Below are 14335 nucleotides of genomic sequence, written 5' to 3'. Positions count from 1 at the left end.
AGCCAGCCACGGTCCCGTTTGCCCGGAATCCCTTGTCAGCCACAGCCGCCCGCCGCCCGCGCATTGCCTACCTGATCACGAATTCGGAGATCGGTGGAGCACAGGCGCATGTGGCAGACCTGATGCAAGCAATGCGCCAGCATGCCGATGTGACCTTGCTGGCGGGTGGCGACGGGCACCTGTTCGCCACGGCGCAGGCGGCTGGCATTCCGGCCATACGCTTGCGCACGCTGGACAATGCGCTCTCTCCGGTGCGCGCGGTTCGGACCCTCCGAGAGTTGAATACCGCACTGCGTCAGGTTGCACCCGACATCATCCATGCCCACAGCGCCAAGGCAGGCGCACTTGGGCGCGTCGCCGGCAGGATGCTGGGGATTCCTGTGATCTATACGGTGCACGGCTTCGCCTTCAAGCCCGCCGCGCCTTGGCGCCAGCGCCTCGCGGCGCGCGTGGGGGAATGGTTGCTAGCACCCTTGACCACCCGGCTGATCTGCGTGGCGGACGGTGAACGCGAACTGGCGCGTAGCCTGCCGATCGCCGCGTCGCGTATCAGCGTGATCCGCAATGGGCTGGACGATGTGACAGCGCGCGCGACACCGCGCGACCCGCTGCGCCGCATCGCCATGGTGGCGCGCTTTGCCCGCCCCAAACGCCCCGACGTCCTTCTGGACGCCTTTGCGCAGGCCGGGCTGACGGATTGCGAACTGGTCATGGCGGGCGATGGTCCGCAACTGGCGGCCATCCGCGCTCGGGCACAGGCCTTGGCGCCAGCACGTGTGGGCCTGCCGGGCAGTGTCCATGACGTCCCGGGCCTGCTGGCCTCGGCACAGGTGTTCGTGCTGGTTTCGGACCATGAGGCCTTCCCCCTGTCCGTGCTGGAAGCCATGCGGGCCGGCTTGCCAGTGATCGCCAGCGACCTGCCCGGCATCCGCGAACAACTCGATGATGGGCGTTGTGGCATCCTGCTGGAAGACAACCGCCCGCAAACCCTGGCGCGCGCGCTCCAGGCGCTGGCCGCCGACGCGCCCCGGCGCGAAGCCCTCGGCCGCTTGGCACGCCAGCGCTGGGAGCAACAGTTCGGCCTGACGCGCATGATCCAGGCTACCTGGGCCGTCTACCAGGACACGCTCGCCAGCGCCCCGCGCTACCAAGCGTCCGCACGACAACGCCATGCAGAAAACTGACAGCCTGCGCCGGCCCGCGGCCAGCCGCGCCACCGGCTCCGAAACCATCCGCCGCGCCAGCCGCATGCTGGCATGGGCCCTGTTCGGATTGCTGTTGTTCGGCATCAACATCGCCCTGGCCGAACTGGCCCAGCGCGCCGGCTTCGTGACCTACGTCTTCCATCGCACGCTGGTGTGGTCGATCGCGCCGTACCTGGCGGCTTTCGTCCTGCTGCACCGCTCGCTGCACCTGCCGGCGATGGAAGGCAACAGCCTCGCGGGGCTGGCGGCGACGCTGCCCTTCGCGGCGTTGCTGTTCGTATTTGCGGGTTTCCATATCGAATACTCGCGCGGCGCCTTCCTGCTGGCCTACTTCACCACGCTGGCCTGGATCTGGTTCGGCTACCGGCATTTCGTGCGCAACTATGTACCGGTCTTCGGCTATGCCGATGCTGCCGCGCTCGCTCAATTGGAAGCCATGCTCGCCATGCCCGGCGCGGCCCCGGCCGGCCGCACCCGCTTCCAGCCCATCAACTCGCTGGCCGAGGCCGTGAACTGCGACGGCCTGATGCTCGACCGCAACGCCGCGGCCGATCCCGAGCGTACCCGCGCCCTGGCCCAGTTAAAACTGAGCCATGTACGCATCTATTCGGTCGAGCGCGTCGGCGAGATGCTGACCGGCCGTGTGGGCCTGGCGCACATCGACGAGAATTTCCTCGACGATTACGCCGCGCATTACTTCTATGGCTACCTCAAGCGCGTGATCGACATCGGCACGGTAGTCTGCCTCGCTCCGCTTGCATTGCCGCTGGGACTGATCGTCGCGGCGGCCATCCGCCTGGAATCGCCGGGGCCTGCACTCTTCCGCCAGGTCCGCGCCGGCCTGCTGGGCAAACCCTTCACCATGCTCAAATTCCGCAGCATGGCTGTGGATAACTCAGGCAACGCGCAGTTTGCCGCGCGCCGGGACCCGCGGGTGACGGGCGTCGGCCGGTTCATCCGCAAATACCGACTCGATGAAATCCCGCAGCTGTGGAACGTGCTGATCGGCGACATGAGCCTGATCGGCCCCCGCCCTGAACAGATTCCGATGGTCGAGGACTTCGAGCGCACCATCGCCTACTACCCGTATCGCCATCTGGTGCGACCGGGTCTGTCCGGCTGGGCGCAGGTTCAGCAAGGGTATGTGGGCACGCACGAAGAAACCGTGACCAAGCTCAGCTACGACCTCTACTACGTCAAGCATTGCTCGTTTGCGCTGGACCTGCTGATTGCCCTGAAGACGATGCAGACGATCCTGACCGGGTACGGTGCCCGGTGACGGTGCAAGCATCGACCGGCATGCCCGCGCAACGGCCCATGCGGATCCTGCTACTTTGTACCGGCCTCAAGATGGGTGGCGCGGAACAGCAGATTGCCGCGCTTGCACGGCAATTCTTGCGTGACGGGCATGCGGTGGCAGTTGTAAGCCTGACGGCGGAGCAAGAGGTATCGTTGCCCGAGGGCGCCACTGTGCTGCACCTCGGCATGCGCAAGACTTTGCCGTCGTTTGCGAGGTCGCTATGGCGGCTGAATCGGTTTGTACGGCAGTGGCGACCCGATGTCATCCACGCCCATATGGTCCACGCCAATCTTGCTGCGCGAGTCCTCGCGGCAGTGACCGACGCACCGCAGGTGCTGTGCTCGGCGCACAGTGCGCGCGAAGGGGGACGGGTCCGCATGCTCGCCTATCGCCTGACCGACCGGTGGGCGGCGCTGACCACGCATGTCAGCGAGGCAGGACGACAGGCCATGATTGCAGCCGGCGCCGTCGCTCCGGAACGCATCCGCGTTGTGCCCAACGGCATCGACACCGCTCTTTTCCGTCCAGATCCGGCACGGCGGCAGTCGACACGCGCAGCGTTGGGCGTGGACGCAGACACGCGAGTCATCATCAACGTGGGCCGGCTGGTGCCCGAGAAGGCCCAGCACGTTCTGATCGAAGCCTTTGCGCGATTGGTGCGCCAAGCAGATTCCGCAACGCCATCGGGAGCCATGCGCTTGTTCATCGTAGGAGCGGGTCCGGTACGAAGCACGCTCGAGGCGACCATCGACCGCCTCGGCGTGCAGAGTGTCGTCACATTGCTGGGCATGCGCAACGACGTACCGGCGTTGCTGAATGCCGCCGACGTGTTCGCCTTGTCGTCCGATATTGAAGGCATGCCGCTTGTGATTGGCGAAGCGTTGGCCAGCGGCTGTGCCGTGGTGGCCACAGATGCGGCAGGCGTAGCGGAACTGCTCGGCGATGCCGGGAAGATCGTGCCTTGCGGTAGCGTAGAGGCATTGGCTGACGCCCTCGACCGGGCCATGGCGTGCGGCGTCGGCATGTCAGGGGAACAGATGGCCCGACGTCAGCGCATTGTGGACAAGTTCAGCCTCGAAGCCGTCGCCCGGCAATGGATTGGTTGCTACGCCGCGCTGACCGGTGTGGCAGGCAACGGCATACCGGAGCCTGCCCGATGAGACGGCAAGTTGCGAGCAACCTCGCATGGATGCTGACGGAGCGCGGTCTGCAGGTCGCAGGCGGCATCGGCATCGTCGCCATGCTGGCACGGGGGTTGGGGCCGGAGGGATTTGCGCATTTTCAGTATGCGCAGGCGGTGGTGTATATCGCGGCGTCGGTGGCGTTGATTTGCGGTGGTGAGGTAGTGATTCCACGGCTGGTGGCGAATACGGATCCGGCCGCACAGCATCGGTTGGTGGTGCATGCCTTTGGGTTGCGGTTTGGGGCGGGCGTGCTGGCGTATCTGATGATTGGCGCCTTCATGCTCGTGACCCAACAAGGACCGGAGACATGGATCCCGGCCTTGATACTCGGTATCGCCGTCCTGCTGCGCGAGCCTTCCGGCATCGTGACGGCATGGATGCAGTCCCATACGCGCACGCGGCCAAACGCGGTCATCAATATTTCTTCACTGATCGTCAAGGCTGCTGCTGTCGGGCTGTTGTTCTGGCTCGGCAACGAGAGTGTGCCGGCCTACGCGGCCGCGATTTCTATCGAACCTATTCTTGCAGCATTGTTGTTGGCGCAGTTCTACCTGTCCCGCGCACCCAAGGCGCGCGTCAGCGCGGATGCCGGCCTGGCAAGGGAGCTTTTCAGCAACGGCACGCTGTTCTGGGTCAGCTTCATGCTGATGATGGGATCCCGCCGCGTGGACCAACTGCTGCTCAAGCCATTCGTTTCGTTATCCGAATTCGGCGCCTATGCGGCGACCATGCAAATACTGGACAACTTCGTGACCGTGGCCAGCATCCTTGCCGCTGGCATCGCGCCGATGTATGTGTATGCGCAGCCGACGCTGGCTCAGGCTCGGCGGAATATCGCGCGAATCGCGGTTGGCATGGTAGCGGTTGGCGTCATGGGCGGACTCATCATCGCCATATCCGCGCACTGGATCATCCAACTGCTCTACGGCTCGGCGTTTGCCTCTGCCGCGGAGTTGTTGCAGCTTGCAGCCATGGTCTCCGCGCTCGTGTTCGCGGACGTGGGCCTTACGCTGCTACCCGTCTATATGCGCCGGCCGCAGTTGGTCGCCATCAAGTGGGGCATTGTGTTTGCTACCACTATCGTTGTGGATAGCATCGCGATCCCGCATTTGGGGGCGCGCGGGGCGATTCTCGGATATGCAGTGGCAAACCTGCTCGCTATCGCGTTCGGTATCGCGATCTGGCTGCGTCAGACACAAGGGACACCTGCGCCGCACGGGGCAAAGGCATGAGCAAAGGTCGTCATGTCTGCTTTCTGACCGGGACGCTGAATGCGATGGCTGGGGCTGAACGGATGACTGCGGTCATTGCTAACGCGCTGGCCGAATCCGGGCATACCGTCAGCATTTTGAGTCTGTGGGACAAGGACAGTTGTTTTCCGCTGCATCCTGCCGTGCAACATGAAGCGTTGTTCGCGGAACGGCCGTCGTTCAAGAAGGCCTATCTGGCGACTGTGGCGGGAATTCGCCGGTATTGTCGCGACCGGAAGGTCGACGTGCTCGTGCAGGTTGACACTATGCTTATGCTGTTTGCGCTACCGGCTACGGTTGGGTTGGGGGTCGAGCATATTGCGTGGGAGCATTGCCACTTTGATGAGGATCTTGGGAGGCGGGCTCGAAGATTTGCGCGGCGGTTGGCAGGGCGCTACTGCAAGCATGTTGTCGTGCTGACTGAGCGGGATCGGCGGCGGTGGGAAGAAGCATTGCGGCCGCGCAGCCATGTGGTTGTGATCCCCAATCCGCTACCCTTTCCGTTTCCGGAGGAACCGGCGCCGCGGACAGGCAAGACTGTGCTGGCGATGGGCCGGCTGGTGCATGCGAAGGGTTTTGATGTGTTGATTCGGGCGTGGAAGCGAGTTGCCGCTGAAGCGCCGGATTGGAAGCTTGTCATTCATGGGGAGGGGGAAGATCGGCGGGCGTTGACTGCGCTGGTTGACCAACTGACGCTCCGCGAAACCGTCATCTTGCCGGGCGTTTGCCGAGATGCAGCGCGAGCTTATGAGCAAGCTTCGATGTTCTGCCTGAGTTCGCGATATGAAGGATTTGGGCTTGTGCTGCTTGAGGCTATGGCGTTTGGATTACCAATAGTTTCGACAGATTGCGAGACCGGGCCAAAGGAATTGCTAGAGGATGGCAAAAACGCATTACTGGTTTCGGCTGGCAACGCAGAATCGCTCGCGGAAGGGTTGTTGCGGCTCATCCGCAAGCCGGCCGAGGCCGCGCGGATTGGCGCGACAGGAAGAGAAAAGGCTGGGGCATTTGCTTTGCAGGACATTGCGGCAAAGTGGGGCAAATTGATGGGGCGGCTGTGATCGGAGGCTGATGGGGCGGCTGTGATCGGAGGCGGCTCCGTGTGGCTTTCCATCTATATCCGAGCCAAAGTACCGTTGCATTGTGACCTTAAATAGACTCGCGACCCGGTACACGGCTGAAAGATGCCGTTAAAATACCGAGTTCATTGCGGGAACACTGTGTTCGCACTCATGCGAAACCAAATGGCCACACAGGCTGGGGCGGCCGGGATACGCCGGCTCGTTATCTTCGCCCGTGCCAGCAGCGCCCGGGCTAGAGAATCCGAGATCCGAGTATTGACCACAGGCCGCGCCAACGCCATTGGCTGCCGCCATGCCGATCTCGTGCGAGCGGTACATATAACAAGTTTAAGGGAGGGGTTTTCTTGGTTTCCATGCCACTCGTAGTCGACCTGGACGGCACACTGATTCGTACGGACATGCTCCACGAATCCGCACTGCGCGTCTTGCGGGACAGCCCGGGAAGCGTCCTGCGCATCCCTCTCTGGCTTTCGCGAGGCAAGGCGGTGCTCAAGGAACGCCTGGCAGGACTAGTCGACATCGACCCCGCCTCCCTGCCCTACAATGCCGAGCTGCTCGAATGGCTCAAGGTGCAGAAGGCTGAAGGCCGCAAGCTGGTTTTGTGCACGGCGTCCGACAAATCGCTGGCACTCGCCATTGCCGAACATCTGACCATTTTCGATGAGGTCATGGCCAGCGATGGCGTCACGAACCTCGCCGGGCCCAACAAAGCCGCAGTTCTTCACCAACGCTACGGTCAGGCCGGGTTCGACTATGTTGGCAACTCCAGCGCCGACATCGCCGTCTGGCGCTGCGCGCGCAATGCCATCGTGGTCAACGGATCGGCCAGCCTGGCCAAAGCTGCCGGTGGCTGCTGCGAAGTCGAACGGGTGTTCCCGGCGGAAGGGCTCGGCTTCACGACATGGCGCCGCGTGCTGCGGGTCCACCAGTGGCTCAAGAACGTGCTGCTGTTCGTGCCGATGTTTGCCGGCCATGAGCTGACAAGCGGTTCGACCTGGATCGCGATGCTCCTGGCGTTCTTCTCGTTCAGCATCTGCGCCTCATCGGTCTATATCGCCAACGACCTGCTCGACCTGGAAAGCGATCGCCAGCACCCGCGCAAGCGCTTTCGCCCCTTTGCGTCTGGCCAGGTTCCCGCATGGAAAGGGGTGATACTGGCGCCTGTGCTGCTGCTCATCAGCGTGGCGCTGGGGTGGTTCGTCGGCGGCAGTTTCCTGCCCTGGCTGGCGGTTTACTTCATCGTCACCTGCGCCTATTCCCTGGCACTCAAGCGGATCATCCTTGTGGACTGCCTTGTGCTGGCCTTGCTCTACACGCTGCGAATCATCGCCGGCGCCGCTGCGGCCATGCTGCCGATGACGTTCTGGCTGCTGGCGTTTTCGATCTTCCTGTTCATGTCGCTGGCGTTCGTCAAACGCTACGCCGAACTCGAAGTTCAGCTGCAGAACGGCAAGGAGAAAGTCCATGGCCGCGGCTATTACACCAGCGATGCGCAGCTGATCCAGTCACTTGGCATTGGCGCTGGCTACGCATCCGTCCTGGTGCTCGCGCTCTATCTCAATAGCGATTCCGTGCTGGTGCTCTACAGCACCCCCGAATTCATCTGGGGTGCCGTGCCCATCATGCTGTTTTGGGTCAGCTGGATGTGGATGAAGGCACACCGCGGCCAGATGCATGACGACCCGCTGATCTTCGCAGTCAAGGACCGCGCCAGCCAGCTCGCCGGCGTTGCGTTCGCCGCCGTGCTGGCGATGGGGACCGTGGGGTGGCCGTGGTAGGCGTCTCGTCGTGGGGCCGGCTCGCAAGCTGGGAACATGAAGTGCAGGCACTGACCGACCGGACGCAGGTGGCGCGGCACCTTGCCGGCTCTTTGCCCGGGCTTGCGCACGGCATGGGCCGTAGCTATGGCGACGTCTGCCTCAATCCCGGCCACACGCTCTGGAAGACGACCGGTCTCGACCGGTTCATCGCGTTCGACGACACGAACGGGCACTTGGTCTGCGAGGCCGGTGTACTGCTGCGCGACATCCAGCATCTCGCGCTGCCGCGCGGCTGGATGCTGCCGGTAACACCAGGCACCCAGCTCATCACGGTCGGCGGCGCCATCGCAAACGACGTGCATGGCAAGAACCACCATGTCTTCGGTTCATTCGGTGACCACGTTCGCAGGCTGACGCTGGTGCGTACCGATGGCAGCGTGCTCGAATGCGGCCCGGATGAGCAGCCCGAATGGTTCGCCGCGACCATCGGGGGGCTGGGGCTGAGCGGAGTCATCGTGACCGCAGAGCTGCAACTGCGGCGAGTTGCAGGGCCGTGGCTCGACACCGAAACCCTGCCCTATGCCAACCTGGACGAATTTTTCGCCATTGCCGATAGCTCGGAGGCCGATTGGGAGCACACGGTCTCCTGGATCGACTGCCTGGGCGGCAGCTCGCAGCGCGGGCTCTTCATGCGCGGCAATCCGAGCGCTGCGACTGGCTTGCCAGAGCCAAAGGGCCGCAGCAAGACGATGCCGTTCGTGCCACCGGTTTCACTGGTCAACGGACTGACGCTTCGGCCATTCAATACCGCCTACTTCCATCTGAACAAGTGGAAAGCGGGACATGGCGTGGCCCACTATGAGCCGTTCTTCTACCCGCTCGACAACCTGCACGAATGGAACCGTATCTACGGTCCCAAGGGCTTCTTCCAGTACCAGAGCGTGGTACCGCGTGCGGTCGGCCGCGACGCCGTCCAAGCCATGCTGACCGAGATCGCCCGGTCGGGCGAGGGCTCGTTCTTGGCCGTGCTCAAGACCTTCGGTGACCGGCAGGCGCCCGGAATGCTGAGCTTTCCAGAGCCCGGCGTCACGCTCGCGCTCGATTTCCCCAACCGGGGTGAGAAGACTGCGAGGCTATTCGATCGCCTTGACGCCATTGTCCGCGACGCACGCGGGCGGCTCTATCCGGCCAAGGACGCACGCATGCCACGCGACCTTTTTGAAGCCGGCTATCCGCGACTCGCGGAATTTCTTCCATTTCGTGATCCGGGCATCAGCTCCGCCCTGTCACGCAGACTCATGGGACACTGACCTTGCAAGACCAGAGAAAGCGAATCGTCATCGTCGGCGCAACCTCCTCGATCGCCGAGCACTGCGCGCGCACATGGGCAACCGAACCGGGAGCCGAACTGACGCTTGTGGTTCGCAACCGCGAGAAAGCCGAGCGCATCGCTGCCGATCTCCAGGTTCGCGGCCCCCGCGCAGCGGTCCGCATTGTCGAAAGCGAGTTTGCCGACCCAGCCGCGATTCGCCAGCTGGCTGACACCATCGCGGCAGATGGCCCGCTTGACACCGTACTGATCGCGCACGGCTCGCTGCCCGACCAGGAGCTCTGCCAGCAGGATCTCGCGGCATCCACAGAGGCGTTGATCGTCAACGGCATCTCGCCCGTCTTGTTCGCTGAAGCTTTCGCGGGACACATGGCGAATGCCAATCGCGGCACGCTCGGCATCATCGGATCGGTGGCTGGCGACCGTGGACGCAAGTCAAACTATGTCTACGGCGCCGCCAAAGGCATGGTTACCCGATACGCCCAAGGCCTGCAGCATCGCATGGCACTCAGCGGCCGCAACGGCGTGAAGGTCGTACTGATCAAACCCGGCCCCACCGCCACGCCGATGACCGCGCATATGACCGCACAGGCCGGCAAGATGGCCAGGGTGGAAGATGTCGCGAAGTGCATCGTCGACGGGATGCGCGCGGGCAAGCCGGTAGTCTACGCACCGGGGAAATGGGCCGTGATCATGATGGTGATCCGACATTTGCCGAGCGTTGTCTTTAACAAGATGGATATTTGAATGCCGCGGCTTGGTAGCAAGCAGGTGAAGCTTTTGTATGCGGTCTTCGCTGTTGCGATGATCGCCATGGCGATCATCGGCGGTATTCGCACATTTTCGTCCGTACCCTGGGCGGACATGTGGGATGGAGGACTTGGCTTCATCTTGAAACTATCGCGTGGAGACGAGAGCGCCTGGTGGGCGCAGCATAACGAGCATCGCATCGTTCTGGCACGCATGCTGTTCTGGCTGGATTTCAGGTTTTTCTCAGGAATGAGCTATTTCCTCATTGCCACGAACTACCTGTTCGTCTTCATGAGCACCGCCCTCTTCTGGCGCATCCTGCACGACCTGTCAGGGTCCGCTCGCCCTGACGGCGCCGAATTCGTGATCGGCTGCCTGCTTACGGCGTGGCTGTTCAATTGGATGCAAGAGCAGAATCTGACCTGGGCATTCCAGAGTCAGTTCTTCCTCGCCCAATTGCTTCCGCTTGCCGGACTTTACGTGCTGTCCCGCGCCGTCGACGACGAAAGACGCAATCTGGCGTTTTTCGCTGCGGTAGTGATTGGCATTGCGTCAGTCGGCTCGATGGCAAACGGTGTCTTGTTGCTCCCCTTGATGACGCTGTTCGCACTGGCCATGGGAATGGGCCGACTTCGCGTGTCGATTCTTGCCATACTGGCCGTCGCGACGCTGTATCTCTATTTCGACCACTATGTAAAACCCGGCGCGCACGGGTCACTCGCGCAAGCTATCCGCGACGACCCGATCGGCCTGACCAAGTACGTTCTGCTGTATTTGGGCAGCCCTTTTTACTACATGCTCCATGGCACGTTCGGTCGCGCCGTCGCCATGGCCGCGAGCGCTCTGCTGATTATCGGCTCCGCGCACATCGGATTCCGCATGCTCCGTTCCCCCCGCCGCGAGCCGCTCAGGTTGGCGCTCCTCGTCTTTATCCTTTACATCGGGGGGACGGCACTTGGAACCGCGAGCGGCCGCCTGATATTCGGCGTCGAGCAAGCACTGAGCGGGCGTTACACTACGCCCGCACTGATGGTCTGGGGCTGCTTCCTGCTACTCCATCTCGATACCGTTCTCTCATTCGTGCGCAAGCGGGGCACCTGGTACATGACACCGGTCATCGTATTGATGCTTGCACAGCAAGCACATGCGTGGCGCAATCCCGGCGAATTTGCCTTCGAACGGAATATCGCGGCGTTGGCGCTCAGTCTCGGCGTAGACGACGGAGCCGCGATCAGGACGGTTTTCCCGAATCCGACAGTCGCACGCCGCATTGGCGACGAGGCTATTGCCGACAATCTGTCTGTCTTCGGCCAGTATCCGTTCAAGGACTTACGCAGGCAACTCGGAGCACAGATGCGATCTGATGTGCCCGAGCAATGCCGGGGTAGTCTGGATACCATCGATGCAATTCCGGGCGACAGCCGCTTTGTGAAGCTCGAAGGGTGGATTCTCGATGGCCAAGCACCACACTCCGGCCAACTCGTCAGACTATTCGACGCAGGCGGCAGGATCATCGGATTCGCTATCCAAGGCAGCTTGCGCCCGGACGTTGCCAAGGCTGTTGGCAAGGAGGGGGCGCGGTCAGGCTTCACTGGCTATGTGAAGGCGGACCAAGTGGGCTCTACGATCGCCGCGGCTATGGATTCCGATTCTTGCCGACTCCGCACGGACACGCCGAAGCCGGGGTCGGGCTCCTGAAACTTGAATGCGGAACATTGCCAATTGCTGACGCCCGCGATTTTTCGGGCAGGGCGGACGAGGCAGGCGGTTCCCCGCGACAAAAGATAAAGCCAATCAACAGAGGCGTAGTGTGAAAAATCTGAACGAAAAAATTGTATTACCGGGCGGAGCCGGGCTCGTCGGGCAGAACCTTGCCGCCCGTCTCAAGGACCTCGGCTACACGAATATCGTCGTGCTCGACAAGCACCGCGCCAACGTCGAGGTCCTGAAGCGGACGCAACCCGGCATACGCGTAGAGTGCGTCGACATCTCCACGGCTGGAGATTGGGTCAGGGAAATTGAAGACGCCGCGGTCGTCGTGATGCTTCAGGCTCAGATTGGAGGCATCGACTACGACGAGTTCGTTCGCAACAATGTCGAATCGACCGGCGTCATTCTGGAAGCCATCAAGAATTGCGAAACGCCGCCATATCTCGTGCATATCAGTTCGTCGGTAGTCGAGTCGGTGGCCGACGACTTCTATACGCGCAGCAAGATTGCCCAGGAGAAGTTGGTGCTCGATAGCGGCATCCCCTGTCCGATTCTCCGCCCTACCCTGATGTTCGGCTGGTTCGACCGCAAGCACTTGGGTTGGCTGTCGCGCTTCATGAAGAAAGTGCCGGTGTTCCCCATTCCTGGCAATGGCCGCTACATGCGCCAGCCGCTCTACGTGGGCGATTTCTGCAACGTGATCATCAGCTGCATCGAGCATCGCCTTGGTGGCGGCATCTACAACATCTCGGGCCACGAAAAGGTCGACTACGTCGACATCATCCGCGAGATCAAGCGAGTGACGCGCGCGCCAGCGCGAATCCTCCACATTCCGTATAGCCTGTTCTACTCGCTGCTGTGGACGTGGGCGCTGTTCGACAAGAACCCCCCGTTTACCACGCAGCAACTTGCGGCACTTAGCGCCAAGGATGAGTTCGAAGTCATTGACTGGCCCGGCATTTTCGGTGTGCCGTGCACGCCGTTCAAGAAGGCAATCGACGAAACGTTTAATGACCCGCGCTACGGCAGCGTGGTCCTGGAGTTCTGAATGGGTGAACGCATTGCAGTGCTTGGCGCCGGTCCGATGGGGCTCGGCGCGGCCTACCAGCTTGTCAAGGATGGGCACAAGCCCGTGATCTTCGAAGCCGACGATCGTGTCGGCGGCATGGCTGCGTGCTTCGACTTCGGCGGCATGTCCATTGAACGCTATTACCACTTCCACGCGATCTCCGATGACGCGTTCTTCGAAGTGCTCAAAGAGCTCGGCCTGATCGACAAGCTCCAGTGGCGCGAGACCAAGATGGGCTATTACTACCAGGGCCACGTGCAGCCCTGGGGCAACCCGATGGCACTGCTCAAGTTCAAGGGCCTGAGCATGGTCGCTAAATTCCGCTACGGCCTACATGCGTTCCTGTCGACCAAGCGCAATGACTGGCGCCCGCTCGACAAAGTCGAGGCCAGCGGCTGGATCCGTCGCTGGATCGGCGAGGAAGCGTGGGAAGTACTTTGGCGCCGGCTGTTCGACTACAAGTTCTACGACTACGCATATAACCTGTCGGCTGCGTGGATCTGGAGCCGAATCCGCCGTATCGGCAGGTCGCGCTATGACATCTCCCACGAGAAGCTCGGCTACCTCGACGGTGGCTCCGACACGCTGCTCAACGGCATGCGCGACGCGATCATCGCCGGTGGCGGCGAGTTCCGCTTGTCCACGCCCGTACAGCGCGTGGTGATCGAGCAGAGCCAGGTGATGGGCGTCGAAACCAAGGGCGGACTGGAGACGTTCGACAAGATCATCAGCACGGTACCCCTGCCCTATGTGCCGCGCATCATGCCGGATCTGCCCGTCGACATCCTCGACAAGTTCCGTAGCGTGAAGAACGTTGCCGTGGTGTGCGTGATCGCCAAGCTCAAGAAGGCCGTCACGGAAAACTTCTGGCTTAACGTGAATGACCCCGACATGGATATCCCAGGCATCGTGGAGTACACGAACCTGCGCAGGATGGATAACCACATCGTGTATGTGCCGTACTACGTGCCCGGCGAACATCCGAAGTACCAGGAGCCCGATGATGTGTTCATCGAGAAGGTGAAGTCGTACCTCAAGAAGATCAATCCGTCGCTGACGGAATCGGACTTCATTGAGGTACGTGCGAGCCGCTACCGGTTTGCACAACCGATCTGCGAGCCTGGTTATCTTGACCGCCTGCCCCCGATCCAGTTGCCCGTGAAGGGCCTGCTGGTAGCGGACACGTCGTACTACTACCCCGAAGACCGCGGTATTTCCGAAAGTATCGGGCTGGCCCGCAAGATGGCCAAGATGCTGTAATGCCGTCGAGAACGTTCCTGCTGTTTCTGTTGACGGGCGGCTTTGCCGCTGCTGTCAACTGGACGAGCCGCATCGCCTACAACCTGTGGATGCCGTACTCGTATGCGATCGTGGCTGCATACCTGACCGGCATGGTGACGGCGTTTGTGCTTGCGAAGATGTTCGTGTTCACCGACTCGACGCAGTCGACGGGGCGTTCAGCGATGATCTTTACGCTGGTCAACGTTGCCGCGGTGCTGCAGACGTGGGGAGTGAGCGTAGTGCTCGCGTATTACATGCTGCCCACACTGGGAATCACGTGGCACGACAAGGAGATCGCACACGCGGTGGGCGTGGCGGTGCCAGTTTTCACTAGCTATATCGGGCACAAGAAATTTTCGTTTCGCTGATTCGGTACGGCAGACTAGGCGGTCCCGGCCTAGCTAGATCGCGCTA

The 14335-nt window shown here is 61.9% G+C and carries 12 protein-coding genes; all 12 read left to right on the top strand.

Annotation, left to right across the window (positions count from 1 at the left end; translation table 11 throughout):
* The first annotated feature begins 32 nt into the window (after positions 1–32).
* The 12 genes from K2O51_RS16185 to K2O51_RS16130 all read left to right on the top strand — a co-directional run bounded on the left by K2O51_RS16185 (position 33) and on the right by K2O51_RS16130 (position 14289).
* On the top strand, positions 33–1184 hold the full coding sequence (locus K2O51_RS16185) for a glycosyltransferase family 4 protein (protein ID WP_220631372.1): 1152 nt from the start codon (positions 33–35) through the stop codon (positions 1182–1184).
* Positions 1171–2484, top strand: coding sequence for a sugar transferase (locus K2O51_RS16180; RefSeq protein ID WP_011296928.1), 1314 nt, complete (start codon positions 1171–1173; stop codon positions 2482–2484). The genes K2O51_RS16185 and K2O51_RS16180 overlap by 14 nt, the downstream gene beginning before the upstream one ends.
* 38 nt (positions 2485–2522) lie before the next feature.
* Positions 2523–3665 (top strand): glycosyltransferase, encoded by a 1143-nt coding sequence (locus K2O51_RS16175; protein WP_220631371.1) that lies wholly within the window; start codon positions 2523–2525, stop codon positions 3663–3665.
* The gene (locus K2O51_RS16170; RefSeq protein ID WP_220631370.1) at positions 3662–4921 is read left to right on the top strand and encodes a lipopolysaccharide biosynthesis protein; all 1260 of its coding nucleotides are present in this window, start codon (positions 3662–3664) and stop codon (positions 4919–4921) included. The genes K2O51_RS16175 and K2O51_RS16170 overlap by 4 nt, the downstream gene beginning before the upstream one ends.
* Complete coding sequence (locus K2O51_RS16165; RefSeq protein WP_220631369.1) at positions 4918–6000, top strand: glycosyltransferase family 4 protein; 1083 nt, start codon at positions 4918–4920, stop codon at positions 5998–6000. The genes K2O51_RS16170 and K2O51_RS16165 overlap by 4 nt, the downstream gene beginning before the upstream one ends.
* 365 nt (positions 6001–6365) lie before the next feature.
* Complete coding sequence (locus K2O51_RS16160; protein WP_220631368.1) at positions 6366–7799, top strand: UbiA family prenyltransferase; 1434 nt, start codon at positions 6366–6368, stop codon at positions 7797–7799.
* Positions 7793–9091, top strand: a complete 1299-nt coding sequence (locus K2O51_RS16155; protein ID WP_220631648.1) for an FAD-binding oxidoreductase — start codon at positions 7793–7795, stop codon at positions 9089–9091. Before K2O51_RS16160 ends, K2O51_RS16155 begins: the two co-directional genes overlap by 7 nt.
* A gap of 2 nt (positions 9092–9093) precedes the next feature.
* Positions 9094–9858: an SDR family NAD(P)-dependent oxidoreductase gene (locus K2O51_RS16150; protein WP_220631367.1), complete on the top strand. Its 765-nt coding sequence runs from the start codon at positions 9094–9096 to the stop codon at positions 9856–9858.
* Entirely contained in the window at positions 9859–11559 is a 1701-nt protein-coding gene (locus K2O51_RS16145; protein ID WP_220631366.1) for a hypothetical protein, read from the top strand.
* A gap of 112 nt (positions 11560–11671) precedes the next feature.
* Positions 11672–12619, top strand: a complete 948-nt coding sequence (locus K2O51_RS16140) for an NAD-dependent epimerase/dehydratase family protein (RefSeq protein ID WP_425332993.1) — start codon at positions 11672–11674, stop codon at positions 12617–12619.
* The gene (locus K2O51_RS16135; protein WP_220631365.1) at positions 12620–13900 is read left to right on the top strand and encodes an NAD(P)/FAD-dependent oxidoreductase; all 1281 of its coding nucleotides are present in this window, start codon (positions 12620–12622) and stop codon (positions 13898–13900) included.
* Positions 13900–14289: a GtrA family protein gene (locus tag K2O51_RS16130; RefSeq protein ID WP_220631364.1), complete on the top strand. Its 390-nt coding sequence runs from the start codon at positions 13900–13902 to the stop codon at positions 14287–14289. Before K2O51_RS16135 ends, K2O51_RS16130 begins: the two co-directional genes overlap by 1 nt.
* Positions 14290–14335 lie beyond the last annotated feature (46 nt).

Origin of the sequence: Cupriavidus pinatubonensis (assembly GCF_019602855.1) — a bacterium.
In the GTDB taxonomy this organism is placed as follows: domain Bacteria; phylum Pseudomonadota; class Gammaproteobacteria; order Burkholderiales; family Burkholderiaceae; genus Cupriavidus; species Cupriavidus pinatubonensis.
The sequence above is the reverse complement of the archived record's forward strand: the minus strand, read 5'-3'. Positions and strand labels throughout refer to the sequence as shown.

Coding starts and splice junctions, on each gene's coding strand:
- K2O51_RS16135 (WP_220631365.1), top strand. CDS start 12,620: ATGGGTGAACGCATTGCAGTGCTTGGCGCCGGTCCGATGGGGCTCGGC.
- K2O51_RS16145 (WP_220631366.1), top strand. CDS start 9,859: ATGCCGCGGCTTGGTAGCAAGCAGGTGAAGCTTTTGTATGCGGTCTTC.
- K2O51_RS16165 (WP_220631369.1), top strand. CDS start 4,918: ATGAGCAAAGGTCGTCATGTCTGCTTTCTGACCGGGACGCTGAATGCG.
- K2O51_RS16175 (WP_220631371.1), top strand. CDS start 2,523: ATGCGGATCCTGCTACTTTGTACCGGCCTCAAGATGGGTGGCGCGGAA.
- K2O51_RS16130 (WP_220631364.1), top strand. CDS start 13,900: ATGCCGTCGAGAACGTTCCTGCTGTTTCTGTTGACGGGCGGCTTTGCC.
- K2O51_RS16180 (WP_011296928.1), top strand. CDS start 1,171: ATGCAGAAAACTGACAGCCTGCGCCGGCCCGCGGCCAGCCGCGCCACC.
- K2O51_RS16170 (WP_220631370.1), top strand. CDS start 3,662: ATGAGACGGCAAGTTGCGAGCAACCTCGCATGGATGCTGACGGAGCGC.